At 68.2% G+C, this 14420-nt stretch carries 11 protein-coding genes and 2 pseudogenes; 8 read left to right on the top strand and 5 right to left on the bottom strand.

Annotated features, from left to right (window positions below; translation table 11 throughout):
- Positions 1-607 precede the first annotated feature (607 nt).
- On the bottom strand, positions 608-2674 hold the full coding sequence (locus tag ACTWQR_RS30330; protein ID WP_443230386.1) for an ATP-binding protein: 2067 nt from the start codon (positions 2672-2674) through the stop codon (positions 608-610).
- Positions 2675-2886: 212 nt separating this feature from the next.
- On the opposite strand from ACTWQR_RS30330, the pseudogene ACTWQR_RS30325 reads away from it, so the two are divergent.
- Positions 2887-3147 (top strand): annotated as a pseudogene (locus ACTWQR_RS30325) (transposase); the annotation flags it as partial.
- 72 nt (positions 3148-3219) lie between these two features.
- Here the strand turns inward: ACTWQR_RS30325 and ACTWQR_RS30320 are convergent.
- Positions 3220-4137 carry a LysR family transcriptional regulator gene (locus ACTWQR_RS30320; protein WP_443230385.1) on the bottom strand — a complete coding sequence of 306 codons (918 nt, stop codon included), beginning with the start codon at positions 4135-4137 and terminating at the stop codon, positions 3220-3222.
- 72 nt (positions 4138-4209) lie between these two features.
- On the opposite strand from ACTWQR_RS30320, the pseudogene ACTWQR_RS30315 reads away from it, so the two are divergent.
- Positions 4210-4587 (top strand): annotated as a pseudogene (locus tag ACTWQR_RS30315) (RidA family protein); the annotation flags it as partial.
- A 51-nt stretch (positions 4588-4638) separates the two neighbouring features.
- Positions 4639-4959, top strand: a complete 321-nt coding sequence (locus ACTWQR_RS30310; protein WP_443230413.1) for an antibiotic biosynthesis monooxygenase family protein — start codon at positions 4639-4641, stop codon at positions 4957-4959.
- A 305-nt stretch (positions 4960-5264) separates the two neighbouring features.
- On the opposite strand, the gene ACTWQR_RS30305 is transcribed toward ACTWQR_RS30310, so the two are convergent.
- Positions 5265-7349: an ATP-binding protein gene (locus ACTWQR_RS30305; RefSeq protein ID WP_443230384.1), complete on the bottom strand. Its 2085-nt coding sequence runs from the start codon at positions 7347-7349 to the stop codon at positions 5265-5267.
- A gap of 778 nt (positions 7350-8127) precedes the next feature.
- Between ACTWQR_RS30305 and ACTWQR_RS30300 the strand changes: the two genes are divergently transcribed.
- The 3 genes from ACTWQR_RS30300 to ACTWQR_RS30290 all read left to right on the top strand — a co-directional run bounded on the left by ACTWQR_RS30300 (position 8128) and on the right by ACTWQR_RS30290 (position 10399).
- Positions 8128-8901 (top strand): SDR family oxidoreductase, encoded by a 774-nt coding sequence (locus tag ACTWQR_RS30300; protein WP_443230383.1) that lies wholly within the window; start codon positions 8128-8130, stop codon positions 8899-8901.
- A gap of 42 nt (positions 8902-8943) precedes the next feature.
- Positions 8944-9291: a nuclear transport factor 2 family protein gene (locus ACTWQR_RS30295; protein ID WP_443230382.1), complete on the top strand. Its 348-nt coding sequence runs from the start codon at positions 8944-8946 to the stop codon at positions 9289-9291.
- Between the two features lie 187 nt (positions 9292-9478).
- Positions 9479-10399, top strand: coding sequence for a helix-turn-helix transcriptional regulator (locus ACTWQR_RS30290; protein ID WP_443230381.1), 921 nt, complete (start codon positions 9479-9481; stop codon positions 10397-10399).
- Between the two features lie 384 nt (positions 10400-10783).
- Here the strand turns inward: ACTWQR_RS30290 and ACTWQR_RS30285 are convergent, their stop codons facing one another.
- Together ACTWQR_RS30285 and ACTWQR_RS30280 are read right to left on the bottom strand one after the other, a co-directional pair.
- Positions 10784-11011, bottom strand: a complete 228-nt coding sequence (locus ACTWQR_RS30285) for a hypothetical protein (RefSeq protein ID WP_443230380.1) — start codon at positions 11009-11011, stop codon at positions 10784-10786.
- A 325-nt stretch (positions 11012-11336) separates the two neighbouring features.
- Complete coding sequence (locus tag ACTWQR_RS30280; protein WP_443230379.1) at positions 11337-11717, bottom strand: hypothetical protein; 381 nt, start codon at positions 11715-11717, stop codon at positions 11337-11339.
- Between ACTWQR_RS30280 and ACTWQR_RS30275 the strand changes: the two genes are divergently transcribed.
- Together ACTWQR_RS30275 and ACTWQR_RS30270 are read left to right on the top strand one after the other, a co-directional pair.
- Entirely contained in the window at positions 11704-12087 is a 384-nt protein-coding gene (locus ACTWQR_RS30275; protein WP_443230378.1) for a DUF4232 domain-containing protein, read from the top strand. The genes ACTWQR_RS30280 and ACTWQR_RS30275 overlap by 14 nt on opposite strands.
- Before the next feature lie 78 nt (positions 12088-12165).
- Complete coding sequence (locus ACTWQR_RS30270) at positions 12166-14343, top strand: protein kinase domain-containing protein (protein ID WP_443230377.1); 2178 nt, start codon at positions 12166-12168, stop codon at positions 14341-14343.
- Positions 14344-14420: the final 77 nt, after the last annotated feature.

Below are 14420 nucleotides of genomic sequence, written 5' to 3'. Positions count from 1 at the left end.
GACGACAGGAAGCAGCGCACCTGGTACAGGATGATTGGACGGTCGGAGCCAAGGCTCGTCGCCCGGCCCGATCCACCGCCCTCGCCCAGCGTGGTCGATGCGACGGCGTCCTGCCCGAGGCGACGCTGCTGGCCGAACGGCCCGAGGAGGCCGAAGAACCCACCGGCTACTGGGCTCCAACCTGCCGCTGGATGGGCGGACGCCTCAGTAGTGTCGGGCACCGACCTGGCGGAGTGCCATGTTCCGCGGCGGCAGTGGCCATCGCGGTGTTTCTCGGTCGTTCAGGACCCCTGGGAGGAGGTGGTGAACGGGGCGAGGAACGGCTGCTGGGTCTGTGTCGGTCTCGTTCAGCGGTGTCAGGCGAAAGCGCCGGCCGTCCTCTGGGCCAGCGCTTCTCACACCGTCATGTACCAGGAAGCACACTGCCGCAACGGCTCACGCCGACAAGGCAGTCGCGGCACTGACCCACGCGGTGGATGCGCTATGCCGCTACGGACACGGCCCGAAGAAGACTGATTGCGGCCCACTGCGTTCATAGGTGGCAGCACTCGCCGACGGTATCGTTCCGGGCCCTTGGGCGGTCGGTTCAGCAGGGAGGATGCCTGCTCTACTGTTCCGCTGATCGGTCCCGGCTGACCATGATCGGTTCTCCGCTCAGTTCATGGCTCCACAGAATGTCGGTGACCCGTTGCACGGCGGCGGTCAGATGGCGGCGGTAGGTGCTGAAGGACATGCCGAGGCGTCTGGCTGCCGCTTCCTGGGTGGGGGCGGCCTTGCTGTAGGCGGTCATGAGGGTGTGGTGGCGCTTTTCCCCGCCGCGCTCGTCGAGCAGGGTGTCGATGGCACGCAGCAGGACATCGTGGAGGCTCCCGCCGTTCTCCGCGACCAGGCGGCTGCGGCTGAGGGGGTTGCCTGCCAGTTCGTTGGACCACCACAGGGCACGCAGGGCAGCCTTTATGGCGGTGTCGAATTCCGGCCGGGACAGTACGACGTGTTCGCCTCGCTCGTGCGGGGTTCCGACCGGAGAGGCGACGGCACCCTGGCTCTTCGGCAAACCGTGCTCGGCCGCCCACTCGATGGCGGACTGGGCACGCCAGTCGTGCGCGAAGAGGCGGTACCCATGCTGGCCGACCACAGGTCTGGCATCCGTCGGCGGCATGTCGGAGCGCTCGAGATAACTGTTCCAGTACCCGTCGTCCCGCTTCACGACGAACGACCATGCCAGACGGTCGGCCCGGATGGCCTCCGCCGTCGCGCGCAACGTGACCAGGTTGTGGGTGGCCGAGGGTCGCTGGTACGCCTGCGGGTCAACGTGGAACCGCGCGATGGCCATCTGCTCGCCCGCTCGCAGCGGACTGCCGGCGTGTGTGTGAGCCCAGGCGGCGGCCACCACCGGATCGACGTCCTCCCCCTCCGGCCCGCTGAACCGCAGCAACGCCGAAAAGGCGGTGATGTCATCGGTGCGGGTCGCGCGATAGACAATGAACGCTTCGGGCTGCCGGTCCAGCCAGGAGCGGACGATCGCGGCGGACTCGGCACCCTCCATCTCCTGCGCCAGTTCCACCACACGGCTCTGATCGGCAGGAGTACAGGGCATTTCCCGCACCTCGCCGTCGGGACGCCACACGACGGTGTCGGTAACGGAGCCGGCGGCCCGTTCCAGGTATGCCAGGGCTTGCATCGCCTGGAGCGCCTGTGCGGCGGGGACCTCCCGGACCCGGCCGAACAGATACTGGTGCATTCGTCCGCGCAGGGCTGCGAATCCGTCCGGGTCACGCCAGCGGAGATCAGCCGCCAGCACCTCGCGCACCACATCGTGGGGAAAAAGCCCCGCCGCGGTGGATTCGATGAACGGCTGGGCGCGCAGCCAGGCGAACAACTGGCCGGCACTCTCGCCCGTCATCGCCCGCAGCAGGGCCTCGGAGGTGACCTCGGCCTGGGCACACACCTCCAGCGCCATACGGTGTTCCGGGCTCGGCAAATCGCCGACGAGTTGCGGCAGCAGCGTGGCGATCACATCCCGGCCCGGCGACCAGTCGGCCGCCCGCGGCGCCCCGTCCGCGTCCTGGCGCACAGCGACCGCCGCAGCCAGTGACAGGGCCAGCGGATTACCACCGGTGAACGACAACAGTGCCTGATGCACCCCCACCGGGACACCACGCACACGCAAATACGTCTCCACATCGGTCTCGGTCAGATTCCGCAGCGGCACCACACGCAACAGACCGATCCATCCCGGGTCGGCGACCCACCGCGGATCAGGAGCCGCACGGCCGGCGACCACCACCACCGAACCCTGCGGAAGCCGCGGCAGGAACTGCTCCCACAACCAGTGCTCCAAGCCCTGACAGTGCTCGAAAGTGTCGACCAAGAGCACCGATCCCGGCTCGCCGATCGCCTTCCCCGCAGCCTGCTCGAAGTCCTCCGGCGTTGCGGGGACCGTACGGCCGTCCACCTCGACCACCAGCCGCCCAACCTCCCGCGCCTCACGAGCAAACCGCCTCAGCAGCGTGGACTTCCCGATCCCGCCGGGTCCCTGCAGAAAGAGCACGGGCGAGGCACCGGGTTCCCCCGCCAGCGCCGACCGGAACAGGGCCCGCTCCGCCACCCGTCCAGCGAAAGCCCGGTCCCGCGCCGCGACCACCAGGTCACCCAACGAGCCGCTGTCCTGCATATCTTGAGCCCTTCACCGACCGAACCGTGTGCTGCGCAACAGCCTACGGCGCACATCCGAGAGCAACCGAAGGGATCAAAGGCGCGCGGGTATGACTTGCTTCACGCCAGCACCGGTAATTGGCCCCGGTACGGCTTCGGTTGGGGTGTTTTCCGTTGGAGAGCGGGCGCACCATCGCCGGATCGGGCAGGGTCTGTTTCGGGGTGAGGGAGCCATGCGAGGGCCGGATGTCGGTCGGGTGGCTCCGCAGTGCTGCGGAGCCCTGGGAAGCGGGCGAACTGCCAGGTTGCAGTCAGTGTCCATGCCGCGACCGTGCCGCCTTCTGCCCGCTGCAGTGGCGCCCGTTCCTGCCCAAACTTTGGGCTTCGGACGCCGGCCGCCGGGCCCAGACCCACATTCCGTCCGACGTCACGCACTGTGAGAAGGGGCGGCTCGCCCTGGACAGGCTCGACACACTTGCCTCCAGCGGCATGGACCGGCATCCGCACCACCTGCCACCAACCTCAGCCCAACAGGACACCCACGACACCAAGATCGAGAGAGGCCTAACGGAGTCCTGGCCTGTCCGGCGGATCTTGGCTGGCCGTCGCCAGTAGCTCTGCGACCAGGGGGTTTTGGTCGTTTTTGCGCCAGGCGACGGCGACTCTTGTGCGGGCGGTGCTGGGCTTGATCCTGCGGAAGGCAACGCCTTTGAGGCGGATGCGTCGGATGCTCGCCGGGGCGATGGAGATGCCCAGGCCAGTTCCCACGAGGGCGCACACGGTCTGCCACTCCACTGCGTTCTGGGTCACCTGGGGCGTGAAACCCGCTGCGGTGCAGAGGCTGGTGATCTGGTCGTGCAGTTGCGGGCCGACCGTGCGGGGCAGGAGTACGAAGGGCGATTCCGCCAACTGTGCGAGGTTCGCGGTCCGTTGGGCGGCCAGAGGGTGAGTGGACGGCAGCACGGCCACGAACGGCTCGCTGAACAGCGTCTTGAAGCCGATCTCTGTTTCGTCGGCGGGGGGTTCGCGCAGCAGACCGATGTCGATGATCTTGTCGTGCAAGGCGGCGATCTGCGGCGCGGTGGTCATCTCATGGATGTCCAGGCGCACGTTGGGGAACTGTTGCCGGAAGGTGCGCAGCAGGTCGGGCAGGACGGTCAGCGCGAGGGAGGCGGCGAAGCCGATCTGTAGGCGGCCCGCCCGGCCGCTGCCGACGGCGCGGGCTGCGTCCAGGCCGGCCGCGAGGTCGGTGAGGGCCCGCCGTGCGGCGGGCAGCAGCTCGCGGCCTGCTGGGGTGAGGGCGACGCGTCCTGGTTCGCGACTGAACAGTGCGTAGCCGACCTTGTCTTCCAGGCGGCGGATCTGTTGGCTCAGCGGCGGCTGGGCAATGCCCAGGCGGGCGGCCGCGTGGCCGAAGTGGAGTTCTTCCGCGAGTACGACGAAAGTGTGCAGCTGCGGCAGGGGCAGTTCGGGACGCTCCATACTCTTAGAGATATCAGACCATGCCTGCAGCTGTATTAGACGTATCAGCGCTGGTCACTTAGCGTTCGGTGCATGACAGAGCGACGAGCGATCCTCAGTGGCTCGCCCTTTGAGGAGCAGATCGGATATGCCCGTGCCGTTGTCGACGGCGACTGGGTGCATGTGTCCGGAACGACCGGGTTCGACTACGCCACGATGACGATCTCCGACGACGTGGTGGAGCAGGCCGAGCAGTGCCTGCGCAACATCGACGCCGCGCTGGCCGAGGCGAAGTGCACCTTCGCCGACGTCGTGCGGGTGCGTTATCTGCTGCCTGACCGCGAAGACTTCGAGCGGTGCTGGCCGGTTCTGCGCCGCTACTTCGGCGAAGTTCAACCGGCCGCCTCGATGCTCATGTGTGGCCTCGCCGACCCCCGCATGAAGATCGAGATAGAGGTGTACGCGCGGCGGGCCCCCAAAGCGACTGTCGCACCCGTCGAGGCCTATGAACCCCCCTACTACATGGCTGTCTTCACTACGGTGGGAACCCAGGACCAGAACGACTACAGCGAGACCAACGCACGCATGGAAGACCTGGTGAAGGACGTCCCCGGGTACCTGGGGATGGACCACGCGCAGACTCCCGGCGGGCTGGGCATCACCGTCAGCTACTTCCGCGACGCCGACGCTCTCACGGAGTGGCGGACCAACGCCGAGCATCGCGCGGCTCAAAAGCGCGGGCAAGCCGAGTGGTACCAGAGCTACACGCTGCACGTGGCGAAAGTGGAACGGAGCCACGGGTTCATACGAGCAGGGGACCCGCGGAGCCCGACAGCAGGCTGACGAACCGAGGCCACCTCAGCGACCGTCCCACCACCAGCTCGTATCGAACGGGTCGGCGTGCCCCCTCGCGAGCCCGATCTCGGACGGCTGTTCCGTACGAAGACGCCGGCCCCCTCGACCGTCTGGCCGCCTACCTGGGTCGCACCCTCACGCTGCATTGCCTACTGCCCAGCCGCGACCATCCTGGACGCGCCCCGCATCACGTTCCACCACCCGCCTGTATCGGACGCTCCCGGCGTATTCCGTATCGTCGGCAGCCGGCGGGCCGTTGGGGAATGTTTCGTGCGACCCGAGGCTGCTTGAGCTTACTGGTCTGCTGATCGATCCCCGTCGGTGGTGATGGGTTCTCCGTTCAGTTCATGGCTCCAGAGAATGTCGGTGACGCGCTGTACGGCGGCGGTCAGATGGCGGCGGTAGGTGCTGAAGGACATTCCGAGGCGTCTGGCCGCTGCTTCCTGGGTGGGGGCGGCCTTGCTGTACGCGGTCATGAGGGTGCGGTGGCGTTTCTCCCCGCCGCGCTCGTCGAGCAGGGTGTCGATGGCGCTCAGCAGGACGTCGTGGAGAGTCCCGCCGTTTTCCGTGACCAGGAGGCTGCGGCTGAGGGGGTTGGCCGCGAGTTCGTTGGGCCACCACAGCGCGCGCAGGGCATCCTTGACGGCGGTGTCGAACTCCGGCCGGGACAGCACGACATGTTCCCCCCGCTCCGGCCCGCTTCCGGCCGGGGACATCACGGCACCCGCGCCCGCCAGCACGGCTTCGTTCACCTCCGCCACCCACGCCACGGCGGACTGGACACCCCAGTCGCGGGCGAACAGGCAGTACCGGTGCTCGCCAACCGCGGGTCTGGCATCCGCCGGCGGCATGCCCTTGCGCCCGAGGTAACGGTTCCAGTAACCATCGTCCCGCATCACGACGAACGCCCAGGCCAGGCGGTCGGCCCGGATGACCTCCCCCGTCACACCCCACTGGGCCAGGTTGTTGGACGGCGAGGGGCGCTGGTAGGCCTGCGGGTCCACGTGAAAGCGCCCGATGGCCATGTGCTCGCCCGCTCGCAGGGGCCTGGTGGCCCGTGCGTGGTCCCAGGCGGCGGCCACCACCGGGTCGACATCCTCCCCCTCCGGCTCGGTGAGTCGCAGCAGCGCCGAGAAGGCAACGATGTCATCGGTCCCCGTCGAACGGTAGACACTGAACGCTTCGGGCTGCCGCTCCAGCCAGAACCGGACGATCGCCGCGGACTCGGCACCCTCCACCTCCTGCGCCAGTTCCACCACACGGCTCGCATCGGCAGGAGTACAGGGCGTTTCCCGCACCGCGCCATCGGGACGCCAGTCGATGGTGTCCCAGTCATGGCCCACGCCGCGTTCCACAAACACCAGGGAGCGCACCGCCTGGAGCATCTGCGCGGCGGGCACCTCCCGGACCCGACCGAGCAGATACTCGTGCATCCGCCGATGCAGAGCGACGAATCCGTCCGGATCACGCCAGCGCAGATCGGCCGCCAGTACCTCGCGCACCACGTCGTGCGGGAAAAGCCCGGACGCGGTGGACTCGATGAACGGCTGGCCGCACAGCCAGGCAAAGAGTCCGGCGGCACGCTCGCCCGTCATCGCCCGCAGCAGCGCCTCGGAGGTGACATCGGCCTGGGCGCACACCTCCAGCGCCATGCGGTGCTCCGAACTCGGCGGCTCACCCACAAGCTGCGGCAGCAGCGTGGCGATCACGTCCCGGCCCGGGGACCAGTCGGTCGCCCGCGGCGCCTCGTCGTCGTGCCGCCGGTCCTGCTGGAGGGCGACCGCCGCCGCCAGCGACAGGGCCAGCGGATTGCCACCGGTGAACGACAACAGCGCCTGATGCGCCTCCGCCGGGACACCACGCACCCGCAAGAACGACGCCGCGTCGTCCTCGGCCAGGTTCCGCAACGGCACCACCTGCAGCAGCCTCGCCCACCCCGGGTCGGCGACCCAGCGCGGGTCAGGAGCAGCCCGCCCGGCGACCACCACCACCGCACCCAACGGCAACCGCGGCAGGAACTGCTCCCACAACCAGTGCTCCAGACCCTGACAGTGCTCGAAGGTGTCGACCAACAGCACCGCCCCCGGCACACCAGTCGCCTTACCCGCGGCCACCTCGAAGTCCTCCGGCGTCGCGGGGACCGTACGGCCGTCCACCTCGACCACCAGCCGCCCCGACTCCCGCGCCTCCCGGGCAAACCGCCTCAGCAGAGTCGACTTCCCGATCCCACCAGGCCCATGCAGAAACAACACCGGCGCCCCACCCGGTTCCCCTGCCAGCGCCGACCGGAACAGGGCCCGCTCCGCCACCCGTCCAGCGAAAGCCCGGTCCCGTGCCGCGACCACCAGGTCACCCAACGAGCCACCGTCCCATATCACTTGAGCCCCTAGCTCCTCGCAGACCGAATACCGTGCACGGCGTAACAGCCTACGGCGCACATGTCAGATCAACCGAGGGGATGAGAGGAGTGTCGGTACGACGTGGTTCGAGGCCCGTGAGGTAGCTCTTGGGTGTTTTGTCGAGGCTTGTAGCGATGCCGCGCCAGTCCTGCAGCCGGCTGATCAGACGCTGGACACTGTAGTTGTCCTGAAGCCGTCGCGGCTGGCGGGGTGGAGGGCGAAGCCTCAGGTGTGCGGGACGCCGGCCCCATGCGCGGAGGAGCAGTAGCGAACCGCTGACGGACACACCAGGGCGAGCTGCGTGGCGTTGGTCGGGACGGGCGCCCGCGGCATCTGCCCGCGGTGCGCACGCATGTGATCCGGGCTGACGTCCCGGCTCCGGGCCCCGAGGGTACCGCTGACGGCGGCAGGCTGAATCGTGCCGACTGACCCATACTCGGAGACGTGAACGGGCGGCTCGACCACGCTGACTTCCTCAAGACCCGACGCGCGGGGCTGCGCCAGGAGGACTTCGGCCCGTCGACGTCCGAAGAACGACGCGACTGAATCGCTGCACCCGACGGCCCTGAGGCAGCTGGCGTGGCCCTGGTGATCGCCGTCTCCAGCACGTTTCCGAACCACCCGATTCCCCAGTGAGCTGCTGACGGTCCGCCGGAACGCCGCGGGTCACCGAGGCATGCCCCGACACGGAGGTATGCCCGCCCACGGAAGTACGCGACTGCCGTGCTCAATTTCTCTGCGAATAGAAGGAGTTGTTATGAAACAGGACTTTGCGGGGCTGACGGCTTTTGTGTCGGCCGCCAGCCGCGGCATCGGGCGAGGAATCGCCCGCGAGTTCCTCAGCAGGGGAGCGGCCGTCACCATCACGGCCCGCGACGCGCACGCGCTGGACGTCACCGCCGATGAACTGGCCGCGGAAACGGGGGCCGCACGTGGTCGCATCCTCACCGTGCCGGGAGACGCGGGAGACGCCGACGCACGAGCCGACGCGGTGCACCGATGCGTGGAAGAGTTCGGCAGCCTGAACGTACTGGTCAACAACGCCGGTGTGAACTCGCTGTTCGGACCGCTGGTCGACGCCGAACTGGACGAGGTGCGCCAGACCTTCGAGGTCAATGTCACGGCGGCACTCGGTTTCACCCAACTGGCCTGGCACGCATGGATGTCGGAGCACGGCGGCACCGTCGTCAACATGAGCTCGACCGCTGCCCTGCGTGCGACCGGTGACATCGGCGTCTACGGAGCGAGCAAAGTCGCTCTGTGCCGGCTGACCGAGGAACTCGCCTACCAGCTCGGGCCGAAGGTGCGCGTCAACGCCGTGGCACCCGCGGTGGTGAAGACCGTCTTCGCCGAACCCCTCTACATCGGCCGGGAAGCCGAAGTGGTCGAACGCTATCCACTCCGACGGCTGGGGCTCCCGTCCGACGTGGCCCAGCTCGTTGCCTTCCTCGCCTCCGACGAGGCCGGATGGATCACCGGCGAAACCGTCCGCATCGATGGCGGACAGCTCGTGCACAGCGTCATCGCCTGACTCGCCGCACCGGAACACCACCAACAGGAGAAGGGAAACCCCATGCACGACCGAAGCCCGCGCAGGGTCCTCGACGACCACCTCGCCGCACTCAACAGCGGAGACGCCGACCGTATCGCCGCCGACTACGCCGACGACGCTGTCGTCCTCCTCCCCGGCACGGCCTTCACCGGGAGGGCAGCCATCCGGGACGCCTTCGCGGAGAACGCCCGCGCGTTGCCCGACGCGGGCTACACGTCGGTCTCGCTCACAGGATCGTCGGAACTGCTGCTCCTGGAGTGGCACATGAGCGCCGGATCCGTGACGGTGACGGACGGCATCGACACCTTTCTGATCTCCGACGGATTGATCCGTCGGCAGACCTCCCGATTCACTCCGGTCGGCGGGTGACACCGCGCCAGGCGTAGGTGCCGCCTGTGACATCCGCCCATCGAGTCTCCTCCCCAGCTTTAGCTGTCCGGCTGCCCGGAGCATGCTCGAATGTCAGCGAGCCGGCGTGAGCGGTCCTGGTCCCGAGGCCTTGGGTGCCATTGACAGCGGCAGGTCCGCGGGAGTTGTCCGTACTAGGTTGTCTGCCATGCACATCGAACTCGGACAGTTCCTCAAAGCACGCCGTTCCCGGTTACAGCCCGCCACGGTGGGACTGAGCACAACCGGAGAACGGCGAAGGGTGCCGGGCCTGCGCCGGGAAGAGGTCGCCACGCTGGCCGGGCTGAGCGAGTCCTACTACCGAGACCTGGAGCAAGGCGTTGCCGTCAACGCCTCGCCCCAGGTTCTCGACGCCCTTGCCCGCGTGTTCGACCTCACGCCCCAAGAGCACGAACATCTTCGGCTCCTGGCCGAGCCCGCACCGCGGCCGATGACCAGGAACCGACCTCAAAGTCAGGAACCCGCGCCGGAGACACAGCGAGTGATCGAGTCGATCTCGGCGCCCGTGCTTGTCACCGGCGTCACCGGTGACATCCTCGCGTGGAACCCGGTGGCGCATGCCCTGTTCGCCGGCCACCTCGATGTGCATGCCCCTGAGAACCCGGAGCACCGGCCCAACCTGGCACGCCTGATCGTCCTCGATCCCGCGAGCCGGACGCTCTTCGTGGACTGGGCTGCCAAGGTCCTTGACGTCGCCGCTCATCTGCGACTGTCCGTCGGGACCTGGCCAGGATACCCGGGACTGGACTCATTGATCGGTGAACTCAGCATCAAGAGCGAGGAGTTCACGAAAGCCTGGTCGAGCCACGAGGTGAGCACCTGCGGACTGGAACCCTTCGGCCTGGACCACCCCATGGTGGGCGAGCTGACAGTGGAGCAGCACACGATGGTGTCGCCGACGGCTCCTGAGCAGACCTACATGCTGTTCACGACGCCCAAGGGGTCCTCGTCGCAGGCGGCAGTGGACATGCTCAACTGCGCTTGCCGGTCTCAACCAGGGATGAAGGTCCCTGGATCACTTCGCGGCGACCGCCCGCCAACTGATTCCTTTTCGGTCGCGGGCAGCTGATTACGTGAACTCGTGGGCGAGGTTGGGTTGGAGCCAGGCCACTACTTCGCGGAGGTCCGTACCCTGTCTGCGGGCGTAGTCCTCAGTCTGGTCTTGCCCGAGTCGTCCGACGGCGGAGTTCTTGAGGCTGTGGTCGGGCTCGCGGGGTAGCCGAGGGCCGGCCGGATGCCGCGGAATCGCTCGGCGTGCGGGTCCTCCAGAGGGGGATCGGCGTCGGGCTCGAACCAGTCGCGGTGTGTTGGGGTGTCAATCACGCTGTCCTGAGCGGTGTGCCGGCATAGGTCCGGCGATACGGGGTGCAGTCCCAAGGCGGTCCGCCGCTGGTTGCACCGCTTCAATGACGACCTGCAAGAACTGGAGGCCTAGGGTGGGCGGGCAAGGCCGTCAGCGGCGATCGCCGAGGCGGAACGCACAACCCAGCGAGGTGGTGTCCGGCAATCCAAGGTGGTCGACCATGTCGGCGACGATCAGTTCGGGAGCGAAACCCTGGCGGCGGGGGTGCGCGACCCGCGTGCCCAGGCTCAACCGTGACTCGACGAAGAACTCGGCCGACCCGACTTGTACGTCCTGCGGGGCGTGGTTACCTCTAATGCGAGCTACTTCCGCCAGCATTTCCGAGAGGCTGGCCTCGACGGCCGCCCCGATGCCGTTCGGAGGTTACTGACCGCGACACCCAGATACGTGGTCAAGTCGTGCTCTGAGAATGCTCGAAACTGATCCCCCGTAAGTCATAGCCCTGAGCATAATTTGGCATGGAACGGCCAGGAAATGAGCACCGTGGCCACGCAGTCAGGGCCGGTGACGATGCAACGATCGGACCGTGAGGTGCCCGGTGCCCGGTGCCCGGTGCCCGCTGGGCGGCTGGTCTGCGTTGCAGAACGCTGACGGCGCTGTTCCAAGCACGAACCGACGCGGCCCATGGGCCGAGAACGTCCTGTCAAGAAGAGGTAACCAGCTTGCGCACACATCGACTTGCCGTGGCCTTGGCCAGTTCCACCGTTCTGGCCTTGGCGCTCACCGCCTGCGGAGAAGGCGACGCCGAGTCGAAGTCGGTCGGAACGGCATCCACGGAGCCCACCGACACGACTCTCACGCCAACCGCCTCCGCCACCGCCACCTCGGCGTCGGCCTCGGCGTCTGCCACCGCCGCTGGGCAAGCCACGAAGGGCGAGGGCTCCCAAGGCTCCGGAAACGGTGGCGGCACCGGAGCGGGTGCCACCAAGACCTCGTCCGCCGGCACGGGCTCCGGCAGCGCCAGGCTCGTGGACTGCACCGCCGGTTCGTTGAAGTTCGCCATCAAAGCGGTGAAGAGGCCCATCAACCATGTCCTCATCACGGCTACGAACACCGGCTCGAAGGCCTGCCGCATCTACAGCTACCCCGCCCTGCGGTTGAGTGAGAACTCGCAGGCCGAAGCAGCCAGGGTGGGGCAGAGCCAGCCACAGGCCGTCGTCACCCTCGACCGTGGGGCCACCGCGTACGCGGGCCTGATCACCGCGTCCGTCGACCGCAACAGTCAGACCAAGGTCACGACCTCCTCCATCGGTTTGTCCCTGTACGGCCCCGACGGGGGACCCAGCGAAGCAGGGCGGGACATTGCAGTTCCCGGCGGTTCCCTGTACGTCGAGGAAGACAACGCCCAGGTCACCTACTGGCAGGACAACGCGAGCGACGCGCTCGCCTGGTGACCTGGAACTGGCGTCCTGAGCAAGGGCCTTGGCCTAAGCCGAGCCGTCGATCCACGTAAGAAGAAGGTGTGACCGTCCATGCCATTGCGAGATGGTGACCCCGAATCGGTGGGGGGCTATGTCCTGCTCGACAGGATCGGCGCCGGCGGCATGGGCACCGTGTTCCTGGGCCGCTCGGCCGCCGGACGCAGGGTCGCGGTGAAGCTGGTGCACCCACAGCTCTGCGAGGACGAGGAGTTCCGTGTCCGTTTCCGGCAGGAGATCGCTGCGGTCCGCCGGGTCAGCGGGGCGTTCACGGCGCCCGTCGTGGACGCCGACCCGGATGCCGAGCAGCCATGGATGGCCACGCTGTACGTACCGGGACCGAGCCTGGCGGCCTGTGTGGAACGCAGCGGGCCGCTCACCGGACCGGAGCTGCGGATTCTGGCACTGGGGCTCACCGAGGCGCTGCGCGAGATCCACCGGGCCGGGGTGGTGCACCGCGACCTGAAGCCGGGGAACGTCCTGATGGCCGAAGACGGCCCACGCGTCATCGACTTCGGCATCTCGCGCGCCGCCGACAACCAGCAGTTGACCGTCACGGGCAACGTGATCGGCACGCCGCCGTTCATGTCACCGGAGCAGCTGAGCTCGCCGCGCGACGTCACGTCGGCGTCGGACGTCTTCTCGCTGGGCTCGTTGCTGGCCTACGCGGCCACCGGGAACGGACCGTTCGACGCGGACACGCCCTACATGGCCGGCTACCAGGTGATGTACGAGCCGCCGACACTGGACGAGGTTCCGCAACCACTGCGCGCTATCGCCGAACGCTGTCTGGACAAGGACCCGGCGGCACGCCCCGGACTGGTGGAACTGCACGACTGCTTCCGCGCGTTGCCACAGACAGCCGGCTCCGGCGACTTCGGCCACACCACCGGTCCCGGCGAACACGGCCACCTAGAGGATGCCCACGACCCCGGCAACGCGGTTGGCACAGGCGAAAGGGCGATCCCGGGAGCCTCCACCGAACCCGTCACCGACCGAGGTCTGCGCAGAGAACGCCGTGGCCGACGGCTCACGCGTGTGCTCACGGCCGTCGGTACAGCGGTCGCCGTCACCGGGTTGAGCCTCGCGGCGGTCAACGCCTTCGGCGGCGACGAACAAACCGCCGCGCGCACCGCTTCGCTGCCCGCCGGCTGGCAGCCCTGGCAGACGACGCTCCGGCACGGCTCCGTGCCCGACACCGCGATGGATTCCGGCCCGCCGGGATGCGTCCCCGAGCGCACCGTCCTCTACTGCGGCGGCGAGGGCTTCACCGTCGCCAAGGTCGATGCCGCCACCGGCCGCGTCATCTGGCGGTCCGGCGACTCCGTGCAGAACGCGAAGCCGTACGGCGTACAGAACGGGGTCGTGTACGTCGCCGAGCAGACCCAGGGCGAATTCCGGGCCGCGGCTCTGGACACCGCCACCGGGAAGCGGAGGTGGGTGCGAGACAGCCCGAACGGCCGCTCGGTCGTGTTCAGCGGCGGGCTGGTGATCTCCACGGGCGACATCCAGGGATTCATCGCGTACGACACGTTGGGGAAGGAGCTGTGGCAGTCGCCGAAGGCCGCGTTCTGCGAACCGCTGTCCCTGGACGGCGTGCCGTACGCGGAGTGCACGCTCGCCGGCCAGCCCACCACCCTGCTGCGCCTCGACCGGGCCAACGGCACGGCACGCAAACTCGTGACCCTGCCGATCGGGTCGAAGAGCATCGGGCAGTCCGGAGGCGCACCGGTCTACGCGCAGCCCGCGGCGGCGGCGAACCAGGACGGGGAGATCGAGAGCGAGCGCCGATACACCACGTTGCTCCGGGTCGACCCGCGTACCGGCGATGTCCGTCCCGTGCCGCTTTCCCGCACCCTGCGCGGCGCGCCGACCCTGCTCGGCGACGATGTCGTGGTCTTCGCCGAGACCAACGGAAGCGTCACCGCTGTGTCTGCCGATGAGGGCAAGCAGTTGTGGCGGCGGTCGACCGGCATGGAGGGCCTGTCGCAGCCGGTGTTGTCGACGACGTACGGGCGGATCTACCTCTCCAACCGCATCGGCCGCGTGGTGGCCCTGGACCTGAGCACCGGCAGGGAACTCTGGCGCACCGCCGCCGTCGACATCCTCGGGGACGCGTCCCAGGACTGGGCGCCGAGCGTGGTCCTCGTCAGGGACGAGATCGTGGCGATGGCCGGCAACACGCTCTCCTCCGTCGGTCCGGACGGCCCCACGGCGCAGGCCACCGACTGACGGCCATGGCGTGCGGCGGCAGAGGGCTCGCAGGCCGGAGGCCACCTCCACGGTGCGTCGACGGACATCGCTCAGGG

This window comes from Streptomyces sp. 2A115 (assembly GCF_052245575.1).
GTDB lineage: Bacteria > Actinomycetota > Actinomycetes > Streptomycetales > Streptomycetaceae > Streptomyces.
Note: the sequence above shows the minus strand (reverse complement) of the source record. Positions and strands in the feature narration are given on the sequence as shown.